General features: G+C 65.2%; 13 protein-coding genes. 9 read left to right on the plus strand and 4 right to left on the minus strand.

Annotated features, from left to right (window positions below):
- The 4 genes from EN990_RS15760 to EN990_RS15775 all read right to left on the minus strand — a co-directional run.
- Nucleotides 1-173: glycosyltransferase (locus EN990_RS15760; RefSeq protein WP_127388325.1), on the minus strand; the 173-nt coding region annotated here is incomplete at its 3' end.
- The gene (locus tag EN990_RS15765; protein ID WP_127369751.1) at nt 170-1339 is read right to left on the minus strand and encodes an acyltransferase; all 1170 of its coding nucleotides are present in this window, start codon (nt 1337-1339) and stop codon (nt 170-172) included. The genes EN990_RS15765 and EN990_RS15760, both read right to left, overlap by 4 nt.
- Before the next feature lie 570 nt (nt 1340-1909).
- A complete protein-coding gene (locus tag EN990_RS15770; RefSeq protein ID WP_063172611.1) occupies nt 1910-3151 on the minus strand; it encodes an ATP-binding protein in 1242 nt (413 codons plus the stop codon).
- Nucleotides 3148-3876 (minus strand): response regulator, encoded by a 729-nt coding sequence (locus tag EN990_RS15775; protein ID WP_013530679.1) that lies wholly within the window; start codon nt 3874-3876, stop codon nt 3148-3150. Before EN990_RS15775 ends, EN990_RS15770 begins: the two co-directional genes overlap by 4 nt.
- A gap of 239 nt (nt 3877-4115) precedes the next feature.
- Here EN990_RS15775 and EN990_RS15780 point away from each other — a divergent pair, with 239 nt between their 5' ends.
- The 9 genes from EN990_RS15780 to EN990_RS15820 all read left to right on the plus strand — a co-directional run bounded on the left by EN990_RS15780 (nt 4116) and on the right by EN990_RS15820 (nt 15475).
- Entirely contained in the window at nt 4116-4796 is a 681-nt protein-coding gene (locus EN990_RS15780; protein ID WP_127369801.1) for a hypothetical protein, read from the plus strand.
- Nucleotides 4797-4957: 161 nt separating this feature from the next.
- Nucleotides 4958-5164: a hypothetical protein gene (locus tag EN990_RS15785; RefSeq protein ID WP_127369800.1), complete on the plus strand. Its 207-nt coding sequence runs from the start codon at nt 4958-4960 to the stop codon at nt 5162-5164.
- Nucleotides 5165-5409: 245 nt separating this feature from the next.
- The gene (locus tag EN990_RS15790) at nt 5410-6681 is read left to right on the plus strand and encodes an efflux RND transporter periplasmic adaptor subunit (protein WP_063168601.1); all 1272 of its coding nucleotides are present in this window, start codon (nt 5410-5412) and stop codon (nt 6679-6681) included.
- Nucleotides 6682-6684: 3 nt separating this feature from the next.
- Nucleotides 6685-9828 (plus strand): efflux RND transporter permease subunit, encoded by a 3144-nt coding sequence (locus EN990_RS15795; protein WP_127385207.1) that lies wholly within the window; start codon nt 6685-6687, stop codon nt 9826-9828.
- 12 nt (nt 9829-9840) lie between these two features.
- Nucleotides 9841-11331 carry an efflux transporter outer membrane subunit gene (locus tag EN990_RS15800; protein ID WP_127369601.1) on the plus strand — a complete coding sequence of 497 codons (1491 nt, stop codon included), beginning with the start codon at nt 9841-9843 and terminating at the stop codon, nt 11329-11331.
- 143 nt (nt 11332-11474) lie between these two features.
- Nucleotides 11475-12560 carry a histidine kinase dimerization/phosphoacceptor domain -containing protein gene (locus tag EN990_RS15805; protein ID WP_127366291.1) on the plus strand — a complete coding sequence of 362 codons (1086 nt, stop codon included), beginning with the start codon at nt 11475-11477 and terminating at the stop codon, nt 12558-12560.
- Nucleotides 12561-12786: 226 nt separating this feature from the next.
- Entirely contained in the window at nt 12787-13917 is a 1131-nt protein-coding gene (locus tag EN990_RS15810; RefSeq protein ID WP_024501675.1) for an ROK family transcriptional regulator, read from the plus strand.
- On the plus strand, nt 13914-14717 hold the full coding sequence (locus EN990_RS15815) for an ABC transporter permease (protein WP_084015832.1): 804 nt from the start codon (nt 13914-13916) through the stop codon (nt 14715-14717). Before EN990_RS15810 ends, EN990_RS15815 begins: the two co-directional genes overlap by 4 nt.
- Entirely contained in the window at nt 14717-15475 is a 759-nt protein-coding gene (locus tag EN990_RS15820; protein ID WP_127370138.1) for an ABC transporter ATP-binding protein, read from the plus strand. The genes EN990_RS15815 and EN990_RS15820 overlap by 1 nt, the downstream gene beginning before the upstream one ends.
- Nucleotides 15476-15486 lie beyond the last annotated feature (11 nt).

The following is a 15486-nucleotide window of genomic DNA, read 5'->3' on the forward strand; positions in this document are numbered from 1 at the left end:
GTCTTTTGGCATCGCTTGAGTATCTCGAGCGAATTGTCGGTCGACCCGTCATCGATCGCGATGATCTCCAGGCGACTGTGATCCTGCCGCAGGATGCTTCCCAGCGCGGTGGCGAGATAGGGACCGGCATTGTAGACCGGCAACAGGACGGAGACGAGCGGTGCGGCAGTCATCGTCTTGCATCCGTGCGCTGGAGTTCGAGCGCCGGTGTGCGGCCATCGGGCGATCCGCCAGCCGCCGTCGCGAGCCAGCCGCCATGGCTGCCCTGTGCGGAGCGGGTGCGCGCGACATAGGGGAAGTGGCGCTTCAGGCTGTTGAGCGGCCTCTCGAAAACCACCCAGGAAATCGAGGCCGCGACAATCGTGGCGGCACTCGCAACCAGGAAACGCCCTGGCCCTTGCTCCGAGACGTTGAGCGGAATCCAGGGTTGCGCTTTGACGGCGAGCGACAGCAATATCGGATGATAGAGATAGACGCCGTAGCTGATGCGGCCAAGGCCCAGCAGCGGCGGCAGTTCGGCAAGCTTTCCCAAAGTGCCGCCAAGGCCGCGCGAACAGGCTGCGACGATGACCATCAGCGGCACCAGCGGCAGGACTTGCCGCACCAGCCAATGGGTCCATTCGAGCATCGGATCGGCGGGCGCAGGCACAAACCACTCGATGACAAGGAATGCGGCCGCGAAGGCAGGCCAGCTGAGCCGCATCCAGTGCGGCAGGGCCGCGCCCCTGGATCGCCAGCAGGCAAGCAGCGCGCCCGTCGCCAGCGCATCCATGGATGCCGGCGGCAGCAGGTCGCGCGCCAGCGCCGTGTTGGCGGTGAGCGGCCAGTAAAAGCGATAGGCCAGCGACAGCGCGATGACGCCGATGCAGATCTGTTCGAAGCGGCGGCGCGGGGCCAGCAGGACGACCAGCGGCCAGGCAAGATAGAACTGCTCCTCGATGCTCAGGCTCCAGAAATGGCACAGCACCCAAGGGTTCCAGTCATTGCGCAGCGCATACCAGAAATTCGACAGGTAAAGCGCATGCCAGACCAGCGATCCCCTGGATTGGTCCAGGTCGACCAGCCAGACGAAACCCAGGACGGCGAAATAGGGCGGAAATATCCGCAAGCCTCGCCTGATATAGAAGGATCGCAGCGCGGGGCCGGTCTCGAATTCGGCGGCCGAACGCGCTTCTAGGAGCAGGCGCGTGATCAGGAAGCCGCTCAGCACGAAGAACAGCCGCACGCCGATATGGCCCCAGAATGAAGATCCTCCAGCGGCGAAGAAATGGGAATACAACACCATCGTCACGGCGATGGCTCTCAACGCATCCAGTTGGATGTCGCGTGCGCTTCCCATCAGCGGCATCCGCCAGCGTGATGGTCGCGACCAAGCCGCCAGCCGGCCGTTTCGAGCGGCAGGCCAAGGCGGACGAGACCCGCCAGAGCGCAGGCATCGTCGAACCTACGCTCGAAATCGACGGACGGGTGGCTCAAGCTGGTCAACCTGGCGGGATCCTCCACGGCGCATATCCAGTCGCAAACGAGTCCCCCAGGAGATCGTTCGGCTACGGCATTGTGCGGCGCAACACAAAAAATCTACCCAGCTGAAATACTTATGTGAGCAAGTGCTAAAAAATTGAGAAAACCGAGCGTTTCTCGTCAATTCTGGCGATTTTTCTCAGAACTTAACGCTGTGGTTTAAATTTTGCCGATGTTCCCGCCTCGGTTGATTTGCGAGCTCGTGGCTTGAGAGCCTAGTTCTTTGTTAGATCACAGGAAGTTCCGTAATCTATATTTTATCTATATGGATCCGGCCCTGGCTCCGTGAAGAAATGATTTGGAACCATTAGCTTTGCGCGGTGCAGCATCGTCTCTGTTTTTCGTCGTTGCCACGCGCAACGCCCATTACTCGGCTGACCGCCAACCCTCACACCGCGTCGAACACCACCGTCTGCTCCAGCCCGCCGCCCCGGCGGTTTTCCAGTGTTACCGTGCCTCCGTAGCGCTCGATGATTTCCTTGGCGATGGCGAGGCCAAGACCAGCTCCGGGGATCGATTGCAGGCGGCCGGGGTCGACGCGGAAAAAGGGCTCGAACGCCTTGTTCAGGAGTTCCGGGGGGATGCCCGGCCCATGGTCCGATATGGTCAGCACGGCGCGATTGTCGGCCGCGGCCAGGTCGATGCGGCACGCCTTGCCATGGGTGGCGGCGTTGACGATCAGGTTGCGCAAGGCGCGGCGCAGGCCGAGCGCGCCGGCGCGCACGCAAACCTTTTCCAGGTGCCCGATCGAGACGGCATGGCCGAGCGACACCATCTCGGCTTCGATATCGCGCACCGTCTTTGCCAGGTCCACCGCTTCGACGGCGTCCTGGTTGACCTCTTCGCGCACCAGGCGGATGGCGCTGTCGGCGATGCGATCGAGTTCGTCGAGGTCGTGAAGCCATTTGTCGCGTTCGTCGTCCAGGAATTCGGCGCGCAGCCGCATGCGCGTCATCGGCGTGCGCAGATCATGGCCGGCGGCCGCGACCAGCCGCATGCGGCTTTCCATGGCGGTCCGCAGCCGCGACGAGAGCTGGTTCAGCGCATGCGCGGTGGCCTTGACCTCGGCCGAACCCACTTCCGGCACCGCCGCCAGCACGCCGTCCGATCCGATCTTGGAGACGGCGGCCTCCAGCATTTCGAGCGGTCGGATCAGCACCGAGGTGAAATAGACCGATACCGCCGTGGCGCCGGCGACGATCAGCGAGATCCAGCCGGCCAGAACCAGCCATTCTCGCCGCGGCGGCTTGAGGTGCGGCACCTCAATGATCGCCCATCGGCTGTCGGGCAGGTGCATCGATGCGATCTGGCCGGGTTCGTCCGGCTTCTCGTTGACGACCGCGGGAAAGTCGAGGCCACGCCGGTGCAGGATGTCGTTGAGCATCGCCGTTTCCGCACGAGCCACCTTGCCGCCCGCTGGATGGTCGGCGAATTGAACCCGCAGGACGTCGGGGATCGGCCCCGGCAAGAGCCGCACCACCATTTCCATCTGTTGGGCAATCCAGGGCACGGTCAGTTCCGGCGGCGGTCCGCCACCGCGCACGCTGATGACGGCGGCCGTCGCCAGGCCGACGACGCCGACGATCGAGGCGACCAACAGCAGGATGAGACGGCGGCGCAGCGAATTCACGCGTGGCTCTCCACGGTCTCGACACGCGCCGTGAGCTGGTAGCCGCCATTGCGCACGGTCTTGAACAGCGGCCCGTCGCCGGTGTCGGAAAATTTCCGGCGCAGCCGGCTCACCAGCACATCGACCGAGCGTTCGAGCGGATCGCGTTCGCGGCCCTGCGTCAGGTCGAGAAGCTGGTCGCGCGACAAAAGCCGGCCGGGACGGTCGAGAAACACCTGCAAAAGATCGAACTCGGCGCCGGTGAGGTCGACGGCCACGCCTCGCGCATCCGTCACCTTGCGGGTCTCCGGTTCCAGCCTGTAGCTGGCAAAGCGGTAGATGCGCGCGCGCGGCGGCGCGGGCGCCTCCTCGGGCGTCGAGCGCCTGAGCACCGCGCGGATGCGGGCAATGAGCTCACGCGGGTTGAACGGCTTGCCGAGATAGTCGTCGGCGCCGAGTTCCAGGCCGATGATGCGGTCGACATCTTCCTTCAGCGCGGTCAGCAGGATGATCGGGGTGTGCGGCTTGCGGTCGCGCAAACCGCGGCAGATATCGAGCCCCGAGCCGTCCGGCAGCATCACGTCGAGCACGATCAGGTCGAATTGGCCGGAGCCAAGCCGTTGCTCGCATTCGCGCCGGTCCGCCGCCGCCGTGACGCGAAAGCCCTGGCTGTCGAGGTAACGCTGGAGAAGCGTCCTGATCTCGCGGTCGTCGTCGACGACGAGGATATGGGGTTGTGACTGCATGACCGTGCCGTTGCCGATGAATATTGGGACCCGTGATTGCAGGGGCTTGCCGCGATTATAGGAGAGCCGCGCCCGAGCGGCGTGGAAAATTGCAACCGAACGTTTCCGGCGGGCCATGGGAAACATTCGGAAACAAATTGCCCTTTTGCGGAAACCTTCGGCAACACGCCGACGCGAAGCGGACAAAGACGCTTCCTATCCTCTGAACCGTCCGAAGCATGAGAGAAAGGAACATCTTTATGCCAAGCAGACTTCTTGCGCTCGGCCTGTTTTCCGTCGCCGCAATTCACCCCGCGCTGGCGGCGCAGCCCGACCCCGGCGCCGGACCCGGTGAGCCGTCCCCTGTCATGGCCATGCAGGATGGGGCAGGCCACGGCCGGAATGGACCCGGCCCGCATGGACCGATGCGACCTGGTTCGCAGGGTTTCGGCCCGCAAGGCTTTGGCCCCCGCCGCATGGGTCCGCCGCCGGAATTCATGCTGGCCGCCCGGCTCGCCGCGCTGGAGACCCGCGTCGGCATCCGCACCGAACAACTCGACGCCTGGCGCGACTACACCAGCGCGCTGCAGGCGGTGCTTTCGCAGCCTCGGCCTGACCGCGGGCGGCCCGTTGGTGCTGAAGCGAAGGACCCCGACGCAGCAGGCCCGGGCGGCAAGCCCGATCCCTTCGCATTCCAGGAAAAGCTGGCCGACGACGTTACCGCCCGCGCGGTTTCGGCCGGCAGACTGAAGGAGGCGATCGCTGAACTGCGCGCCAAGCTGACGCCCGAACAACTCGAACTCCTCGCTTCGGCGGAACGTGCCCATGGATCACCCCCCGGTCCCTGGGGCGGTCCGCCGAACGATGCAGCCGGCCCCAGAGGCCTGCCCAACGATGGCAGGCAGCTCCCGCCCCAGCCCGGGAACGACGAGCAACTCTGACCGACTGCACCGGCCGGCCCGGTACCCAACCCGTTCTCGGGTCGGCCGGTTCTCCGGGGATGGCGGGCGTATCTCCGCCATCCTCGTTTCGATCACGCCCAGTTCGAATCGCGCCAATTCGGAACCATGCCCAATTCGAACCCTGCAATGGAAGCACGACAATGTGGGAAGCCATGATCATGCTGCGGCTGCTCGCGTCCGCCAGCCCGAGGCTCTCGTTCGGTCCTGTCGGGCGAGGCATGCCGCTGGCCCCGTCGGTCGACACGCTGAAGGGCGCGATCCGCCTGAGTTTCGCCGCCTGGCGGTTGTCGCTCCCGCTGTCGCAGCCGCTCGACAACCATGGGCATCATGACCGCAAGATCGCGTGAATTCCGGCAAGGCGCTTGGCATGTCCTCGCTGATCGGCATAATGATGTTGGTGGGCATCGCGGCCGGCTACTCGACCTTCGAGCAGCTCCGGCCGCCGAGAAGGAGCGCGACATGAGCCGCTTCGAAGCATTGCTCGTCGCCGCCCGCAGACCGGCGCGGCCCACCATCAAGATATCGGCCGGCATGCCTCGACCAAGCGGTCGATTGCCCGCGCCCGCAACTCCAGCGAAAGATCATTCAGTCCATGTCTATCCAGCCTAGCCCGTCTTTGCAGCCGGCACGCCGTCTGGCGCCCTGGACCGCGATGTTCGCATCCGCCTTTCTGCTGGCGGCCTGCTCGCAGGAGAGCAGCGCCCCCGCAGGCATGGGCGCGCCCGGCAAACCGGAAGTCGGCGTCGTCACCCTGCATCCGCAATCGGTGGCGATCACCGCCGAACTGTCGGGACGCACGGCGGCCTCGCTGGTTGCCGAAGTGCGCCCGCAGGTGAACGGCATTATCCAGCAGCGCCTGTTCAAGGAGGGCAGCGAGGTGGCGGCTGGACAGCCGCTCTACCTCATCGATCCGGCGAGCTACAAGGCGTCCTACGACAGCGCGGTCGCCGCACAGCAGAAGGCGGAAGCGGCGGTGCCTACGGCGCAGGCCAAGTTCGACCGTTATGCCGGCCTGTTGAAGCAGAACGTTGTTTCCAAACAGGATTATGACGATGCCGCCGCCACGCTGGCGCAGGCGCAAGCCGATGTCGCCTCGGCCAAGGCCAGTGCCGAGACGGCGCGCATCAGCCTCGACCGGACCTCCATCACGGCACCGATCGCCGGGCGCATCGACAAGTCCACGCTGACGCCGGGCGCGCTGGTGACCGCGAACCAGGACACGGTGCTGACCACCATCCGTGCCCTCGATCCGATCAATGTCGACGTCACGCAGTCGAGCACCAACCTGCTCAATCTGCGCCAGGCGATCTCGGAAGGGCGGCTGAAGTTCAGCGGGCCCAATGTCAGCGTGAAGCTGAAGCTCGAGAACGGCACCATCTACACGCAGACCGGCAAGCTGGAATTCGCCGGCGCCAATGTCGACCAGACCACCGGCACCTTTGCGCTCAGGGCCGAGTTCCCCAATCCCGACCGCCTGCTTCTGCCCGGCATGTATGTGCGGGCACTGGTCGAGGAGGGCGTTGCCCAGAACAGTTTCCTGGTGCCGCAGCGTGCCGTCAGCCGCAACACCAAGGGCGAGGCCACCGCCATGGTCATCAATGCGCAGGGCAAGGTCGAGACGCGCGTGCTCGCCGTGCGCAACAGCGTCGGCAACAACTGGCTGGTGGATTCGGGTGTCGGCGACGGCGACCGCGTCATCGTCGAGGGCATGCAACTGGTGCGCCCCGGCGGCGATGCGACGGGTGTCGAAGTGACGATCGACGAGACGACCGGCGAGGTCAAGGACCGCGGGCAGAGCACGTCCGCCGCACCGGCCGCGTCCAATGCGGCGAAACCGGCGCCTGCCGCCGCGACCGGGAACTGAGCGATGTCACTATTCTTCATCAACCGGCCGATCTTCGCCTGGGTGATCGCCATCGTGATCATGCTGGGCGGCCTCCTGGCGCTCACCTCGCTGCCGATCTCGCAATATCCGCAGATTGCGCCGACGACAGTCAACATCAGCGCCACCTATCCGGGCGCCGACGCGCAGACGGTCGAGAACTCGGTGACCAAGGTCATCGAGCAAGGCATGACCGGTATCGACAATCTCGACTACATGACGGCGACGTCGACCTCGACCGGTTCGGCCTCGATCACGCTGACCTTCACCACAGCGGCCGATCCCGATACCGCCCAGGTGCAGACGCAAAACAAGCTGCAGCTGGTGCAGTCGCAGCTGCCGCAGGTGGTGCAGAGCAACGGCATCACCGTCTCCAAATCCTCGACCGGCTTCCTGATGGTCATCGGCTTCGTCTCGACCGACGCCAAGATGAACTCGACCGATCTCGCCGACTATGTCGACGCCACCGTCAACGACACGCTGAAGCGCGTCGAAGGCGTCGGCTCGACGCAGCTGTTCGGCTCCGGCTATGCCATGCGCATCTGGCTCGATCCGGACCAGCTCGCCAAATACGCCTTGATGCCGAGCGACATTGCCTCGGCGATCGAGGCGCAGAACACGCAGGTTTCGGCCGGCCAGCTTGGCGGCCTGCCGGCGCGCAAGGGCCAGCAGCTCAATGCCACGGTGACGGCCAAGAGCCGGCTGCAGACCGCCGAACAGTTCCGCAACATCATCCTGAAGAGCCAGACCGATGGCTCTCTGGTCCGCCTCAACGATGTCGCCACCGTCGAGCTCGGCGCCGAAAGCTATACGACGCAGGCCAATTACAATGGCAAGCCGGCGGCCGGCGTCGCCGTCAATTTGGCGACCGGCGCCAACGCCATCAACACCGCCGAAGCGGTGCGTTCGACGATCGCCCGGCTGAGCTCGACCTTCCCGCAAGGGGTCGAGGTCGTCTATCCCTACGACACCTCGCCTTTCGTGCGGCTGTCGATCGAGGAAGTGGTCAAGACGCTGGCCGAAGCGATCGTGCTGGTGTTCCTGGTGATGTTCATCTTCCTGCAGAATTTGCGCGCCACCATCATCCCGACGATCGCCGTGCCGGTGGTGCTGCTCGGCACGTTCGGCGTGCTGTCGCTGTTCGGCTATTCCGTCAACACACTGACCATGTTCGCCATGGTGCTGGCCATCGGCCTCTTGGTCGACGACGCCATCGTCGTCGTCGAGAATGTCGAACGCGTGATGCAGGAGGAAGGCCTGTCGCCGAAGGAGGCGACGCGCAAGTCGATGCACGAAATCACCGGCGCGCTGATCGGCATCGCCACGGTGCTTTCGGCCGTGTTCGTGCCGATGGCTTTCTTCGGCGGCTCGACCGGCATCATCTACCGGCAATTCTCGGTGACCATCGTCTCGGCGATGGTGCTGTCCGTGCTGGTCGCCCTTGTGCTGACGCCCGCACTTTGCGCCACCATCCTGCGGCCGCCCAAGGACCACGCGACGCAGACCGGCCCGTTCGGCTGGTTCAACCGTGTCTTCGACCGCGGCACGCTTGCCTACCGCGACGGCTCGCACGGCATCATCAACCGATCCTGGCGCTTCCTCGTCATGTTCCTGGCCATCGTCGTTGCCGTGGGCTGGATGTTTGCCCGGCTGCCGAGCTCGTTCCTGCCGGAAGAGGACCAGGGCATCCTGATCACCAGCGTGCAGCTGCCGGTCGGCGCGACGCAGGATCGCACGGAGCGCGTGCTGGCAGAAGTGACCGACCATTATCTCAACCAGGAGAAGGACGTCGTCGACGGGGTGTTCACCGCCTCCGGCTTCGGCTTCGGCGGCGCAGGGCAGAATGTCGGCATCGCTTTCGTGCGGCTGAAGGATTTCGACCTGCGCAAATCGCCGGCTTCCGCCGCGCAGGCCATCGCCGGCCGGGCGATGGGCGCGTTTTCGAAGATCAGGGACGCGCAGGTCTTCGCGCTCGCGCCTCCCGCCATCCAGGGCTTCGGCAATACCAACGGCTTCGACTTCTACCTGCAGGACGTCAACGGCGCCGGCCATGACGCGCTGATCCAGACGCGCAACCAGCTTCTGGCCCTGGCCGGGCAGAGCAAGGTGCTCGCCAACACAAGGCCCAACGGCCAGGAAGACCAGCCGCAATTCTCGGTCGACATCGACCAGGAGAAGGCCAGCGCGCTGGGCGTCAGCCTGGCCGACATCAACAACACGCTTTCGACCGCCTGGGGCAGCGATTACGTCAACGACTTCATCGATCGCGGGCGGGTGAAACCGGTCTATCTGCAGTCGGACCCGAACTTCCGCATGCAGCCGGAAGATTTGGACAAATGGCAGGTCCGCAACGCCAGCGGCGCCATGGTGCCGTTCTCGGCCTTTGCCTCCAGCCACTGGACATTCGGCTCGCCCAGGCTGGAGCGCTACAATGGTTCGGCGGCGGTCGAGATCCAGGGCGCGGCGGCCACGGGCGTCAGCTCGGGTGCCGCCATGGACGAGATCGACAAGCTCGTCGCGCAACTGCCCGCCGGCTATTCGCACGAGTGGACCGGGCTGTCGCACCAGGAGAAGCTTTCCGGCAACCAGGCGCTGTCGCTCTACGCGATTTCGGCGCTGGTCGTGTTCCTGTGCCTGGCCGCACTCTACGAGAGCTGGTCGATCCCGTTCGCGGTCATGCTGTCGGTGCCGATCGGCATCTTCGGCGCGCTGCTGGCGGCCAGCCTGTTCGGCCAGTCCAACGACGTTTATTTCAAGGTCGGCCTTTTGACCACGATCGGTCTCGCCGCCAAGAACGCCATCCTCATCGTCGAGTTCGCCATCGAGCGGCAAGCCGCCGGGATGGGGCTGGTCGAGGCGACGCTGGAGGCGGCGCGACAACGGCTGCGGCCGATCCTGATGACGTCGCTGGCCTTCATCCTCGGTGTGCTGCCGCTGGCGATCGCCAGCGGTGCGGGCTCGGGCGCGCAGAACTCGGTCGGCATCGGCGTGATGGGCGGCATGATCGCGGCGACGGTGATCGGCGTCTTCCTGGTGCCGCTATTGTTCGTCACGGTGCGGCGCATCTTCAAGGGCAGGGCGGCCAAACCAGATACGGGCGAGACGCCGGTGACGGCCACCCAGCAATAAGGAAAACTTCACATGACAGGTTTGGAACGTGGCTCGGTGGCCGCGAGGCGGCTTCTTGCGCCCATGCTCACCGCTGTCCTGCTCGCGGGATGCGTCGTCGGTCCGGATTATCAGACACCGATAATGGCAATGCCGGCGAATTGGAGCGGCCAGAAGCCGACAAAGCCTGCCCAGCCGGCACGACTGTCAAAATGGTGGCAGCGGCTACGCGATCCCGAGCTGAACACGCTTGTCGAGGAAGCGGTTGCCGGCAATCTCGATGTCGCCACCGCCAAGGCAAAAATCCGCGAGGCGCGCGCCAGCTATCGCCAGAGTGCCGGCACATTGCTGCCTTCGGCCGACGGCTCCGGCTCGGCCTCCCGCAACAAGTCGGCCGAGACCACATCAGGCTCTGACGCCACCTACAGCGAGTACCAGGCCGGCTTCGATGCAAGCTGGGAGCTCGACCTGTTCGGCGCCAACCGGAGGGGCGTAGAGGCCGCGCGCTACGGGCTGAACGCCTCGCAGGAGGAACTGCGCTCGACGCTTCTCACCCTGGTCGGCGATGTCGCTTCCTATTATACCCAGGCGCGCGGCTACCAGGCCCGCATCGCGCTCGCCCGTCGTTCGGCCGCGTCGCAAAGGCAGACCGCCGAACTTACCCGCACCATGGCGCAGGCGGGCACGGCGACCGCCGCCGATGTCGCCAAGGCGATGGGGCAGGCAGCGAGCACCGAAGCCGCCGTTCCGACGCTGGAGGCAAGTTATACGCAGGCCGTGCATCGTCTCGCGGTGTTGGCCGGCCGGCCGCCTGCCTCGCTCAACGAGCGGCTGAAGCGGGTCGCGCCCATTCCTGCACCGCGCCTGCCGATGCCCACCGGAATTCCCGCCGACCTCCTGCTATCGCGGCCCGATTTGCGCATGGCGGAGCGCCAATATGCGCAATATACCGCCAAGATCGGCCAGGCCGAAGCCGCCCGCTATCCATCGGTCAGCCTGACGGGAGACATCAGCACGGCGGCGCTGAAGCTTGGCGATCTCGGCAAGAATTCGTCGATCGGCTGGTCGTTCGGGCCGACGCTGAGTGTGCCGCTGTTCAATGCCGGCCAATTGCAGGCGGCCGTCGAGGTCGCCAAGGCGCAACGCGATCAGTATTTCATCGCTTACCGGTCTTCGGTGCTGACGGCGCTCGAGGATGTCGAGAACGCGCTGGTGCTGTTGTCGCAGGAGCGCATCCGGATCGGCAAGCTCGCCTCGTCCGCGAAGTCCTATGGCGAGGCGGCAAGTCTCGAAGGCACGCTCTACAAGGCCGGCGAGACAAGCCTCCTCGACGTGCTCGACGCCCAGCGCTCGCTCTATTCGGCCGAGGACTCGCTGCTGCAAAGCCGCGTCCTGCTGGCGACCAACTACATCGCCCTCAACAAGGCGCTCGGCGGCGGCTGGGATGGCGCGGTCGACAGCGCCAAGCCGGAGATCGTCGACGTCAAGGCCGGTCCACGGCTGGCGTCGAAGCCGGCCTCCTGAGGCGCTCTCAGGCAGCGGCGTCAATTCGGCAGACACGCCGCCATCGCCGATGCGGGGCGTGAAAATGCGGACTCCATGTTTGGCGATGGCGGGGTGATCGCATCGCTGTTATTGATGGTGCCCACACAGCATAGGCGCCGCAGATGACATCCGATACACAGAAGGCCGAAGCGGTCGGGCAGCTGCTCGAAACGCCGGACCTTGCCAGCGCGCTCGAAAGCGAACAGTTCAAGAAGTTCCTCGACCAGGTGCCGATCGCCATTGCCGTCTCGGACCTGGGTTCGAAGGAGCGTGTCGTCTATGCCAATCCGGAATTCGAGAAACTGTCCGGCCTCAAGGCGGCGATGCTCGCTCGCCAACACTGGGCGGCGCTTTCCGGCACCGGCCTGCACAAGCAGAAGGACCGGCCGCTGTTCGAGGCCGTGGTCGAGGACACTGATTTCATCGGCACGTTCCGGCTGGAGCGGAAGGAAGGCCAACCGACTATCGTCGACGTCTATTCCAACGTCATCGAGGACGACAATGGCAAGGCCTGCTTCCGGCTGGTGGCGCTGGTCGACGTTTCGGCCCATGGCGAAACCGAAGATGCGCGATCGATCGACGAGCGCATCCGTGAGAAGGACACGCTGCTGCGCGAACTCCAGCACCGGGTGAAGAACAATCTGCAGATGATCACCGCGCTGATCCGGATGGAGACGCGCAACGCGGCCGAACCGGACCAGAAGCGTTTCGAGAGGCTGGCGGGGCGCGTCGATGCGCTGGCGATCCTCTACCAGACGCTGTCGGGGGACGATGGCAAGGATGAGGTCGATCTTGGTGTCTATCTCAGCCAGATCGCGTCGGCGGTCATGAACTCGCATGCGGTCGAGGGCATCCGCCTCGACATGAAGGTCGACACCTATCCGGTGTCGATCAATGTCGCCATGCCGACCGGGCTGGTGGTGAACGAACTTTTGACCAATGCGCTCAAACATGCCTTCCAGGGGCGCGACGGCGGTACGATCACGCTGCACAGCATCGTTGACGGCGATGGCTGCCGCATCGTGGTCGCCGATGACGGCATTGGCCTGCCGGACGGCGAGAGCTGGCCCAAGCGCGGCAAACTCGGCGCGCTGATCGCCCGCTCGCTGACCGAGAATGCCAAGGCGGAGTTCGACGTGACGTCGAGCGCCGGCGAGGGCACGCGGGTGACCATCCTGTTCAAGCGCTCGGCTGCCACCGCAGCTTAGCGCGCGCGGGAGCCAAGCGGCATAGGTGGCCGTCTCCGCTTGGCTGATCTTCGACCTACTCATGACGGCCTTGCCTTCCCCGCTATCTCCCCTCGCGTCAATGCCCCTACTCCAGCGGCAGGGTAGGGTGAAACCCAGGTGCATCGATGCCAGTCGCAAGCCGCGCTTTGCCGTGCTTGACAGGCTTAATTAATTTATTAACATTAGAAAATAATAGGGAGGAAGAATGGGCGCGCACCACGGAGCGATCCTGCGAATCCTGCGCGACGACGGTCCGCAGTCGCGCGCCGAACTGGCGCGGCGCACCTCGCTGTCGCCCACCGCCCTGACCCATCTGACGGCCCATCTCCTGCGGGAAGGCACCGTGGTCGAGCTCAACCAGGCCACTGCCGGCGATGCACCCGTCGGCCGGCCGGCGATCGGCGTCGCGCTGGTGCCCGACGCCCTGTCCGTGGTTGGCGTGCACATTGGCGCGGGAACGATCGACGCGACCATCACCGACCTCAGGGCCGCCTCGAAAGCCATGGCCTCGCAGCATTTCGACACCGCCACCAGCGAACCCGCCGCGGTGATCGGCATGGTGGTGCGGATCGTCGAGCAATTGATCAAGAAGACCGGCGTCGACCGTTCGCGCCTGATCGGCCTGGGGCTCGGCGTGCCGGGACCGGTGGACACCAAGCGCCGCCGCAACCTGCAGTCGGTCAATTACGACTGGAAGGACGTGCCGTTCGCCGACGAACTCGAAACGGCGCTGCGTATGCCGGTGGTGGTCGAGCACAATGTCAGCGCGATGGCGCTGGCGGAATCGCGCTACGGCATCGGGCGCGACACGACCGCGCTGCTCTACATCTATCTGCGCACCGGCCTCGGCGCCGGCCTGGTGATCAACGGCATGCCGTTCCGTCCCGGCGGCTACGGGGCCGTCGAGCTCGGCCATGTCCAGGTGGTCGAGGATGGCGAGCGTTGCGCCTGCGGCAATGCGGGCTGCCTGGAGACATTCCTGTCCGAACGCGCGCTGGCCCGCGCCGCCCATATCGACACGCCTCATCCCAGGCGCCTGCTGGCCGCGGTGGAGAAATACCCCGACGTCTGGAACGCGGCGCTCCGGCATCTGACGACGGCCATAGCGACGGCGACCAATTTGCTCAATCCCGATCTGATCGTCTTTGGCGGTCACCTGGCCGAAGCCCCGGAAAGCTTCATCGATCATATAAGGCGGGGCGTTCCGCCACGCGTCCTGCCGCCGATGCGCGACGTGCTGCGGGTCGAGCGGTCGAGCCTTGGCCCAGGTGCCGGCGCCATCGGTGCTGCTGCGGCGGCGCTCGACCATTTTTTCTATTCGGGGGTGTCGCGATGAGCGAAGCGTCGAAGACGACACGCTCCGGCGGCGGCTCGAACGAGGATCGGGGTATCGACTATCGCGGTCTCGCGCTCAATCTCTGCGGTCTCGTCGCCGGCATCGCCATCTGGTGGGTGCTGACGGCGGGCGGCGCGGTGGGCCTGCCGCCACCGCCACAGGTTGCGTCCAGGTTTATCGATCTGATCGCAAACGGGCAGCTCGCCACCGACATCACGTCGAGCCTGGCTCGGGTGATGACCGGCTTTCTCCTCGGCGTCATCCTGGCGATCCCGGTCGGCTTCGTCATGGGCTGGTACAAGGTCGCGCGCTCGCTTATCGAGCCGTATCTGCAGTTCTTCCGCATGATCCCACCGCTGGCCATCATTCCGCTGGCGATCGTAACGATGGGCATCGACGAGACGCCAAAGGTCTTCGTCATCTTCCTGGCCTCCTTCCTGGCCAGCGTCGTCGCCACCTATCAGGGCGTCATCAGCGTCGACAAGACGATGATCAACGCCGCGCGCGTGCTCGGCGCCAAGGACATGACCATCTTCCTGCGCGTCATCATTCCCGCATCGACGCCGTTCATCCTGGTCGGCGTGCGCATCGGCCTCGGCTCGGCCTGGGCGACGCTGGTGGCCGCCGAACTGATCGCCGCGCAGACCGGCCTCGGTTTCCGCATGCAGCAGGCGCAACTCTACTACGACCTGCCGACCATCTTCGTCAGCCTGATCACCATCGGCCTTCTCGGCCTTGCCATGGATCGCATCCTTTTGGTGATCGAGCGCCGGCTGACCGTCTGGCAGGAGCGCGTGTGATGCCGCCCAAGATCGTCTTCGACAAGGTCACGCGCCGGTTCGACCTCAAGGACAATGCCTTCGTCGCGCTTGACCGGCTGTCGCTCGACATCGCCGACGGCGAATTCGTCACCGTCGTCGGTCCGTCCGGCTGCGGTAAGTCGACCGCGCTCAACATCGCGGCCGGCCTGCTGAAGCCGAGCGAGGGCACCGTGCTGGTCGATGGCAAGGCGGTCGAGGGGCCGGGTCCGGAGCGCGGCATGATCTTCCAGCAATACGCGCTGTTTCCCTGGCTCACCGTACGCCAGAACGTCGAGTTCGGGCTGCGCATCAAGGGCGAGGAAGCTTCGCGCCGCCGGCAGATCGCCGAGCGTTTCATCGATCTCGTCGGCCTTGGCGACTTCGCCGACGCGCTGCCGAAGACGCTTTCGGGCGGCATGAAGCAGCGTTGCGCGATCGCCCGGGCCTATGCGGTCGATCCCTCGATCCTTTTGATGGACGAGCCCTTCGGGGCGCTCGACGCACTGACCCGCGTGCAGCTCCAGGACCAGTTGCTCGACACCTGGAGCCGGGAGCGGCGCACCGTGATGTTCATCACCCACGATGTCGACGAGGCGGTCTACCTCGCCAACCGCGTCATCGTCATGGCGGCGCGGCCCGGCAGGCTGCAGGAGATCATCGAAGTCGGCCTGCCTTACCCAAGAACCGAGGAAATCCGGCTTTCGGCGGAGTTCATGAGCATCCGCAACCGCGTCTGGCAAGCCGTTTACCACCAGTAACAGTGACAGGA

The sequence above is a fragment of the Mesorhizobium sp. M7A.F.Ca.US.005.03.1.1 genome (assembly GCF_003997975.1).
In the GTDB taxonomy this organism is placed as follows: Bacteria; Pseudomonadota; Alphaproteobacteria; order Rhizobiales; family Rhizobiaceae; genus Mesorhizobium; species Mesorhizobium ciceri.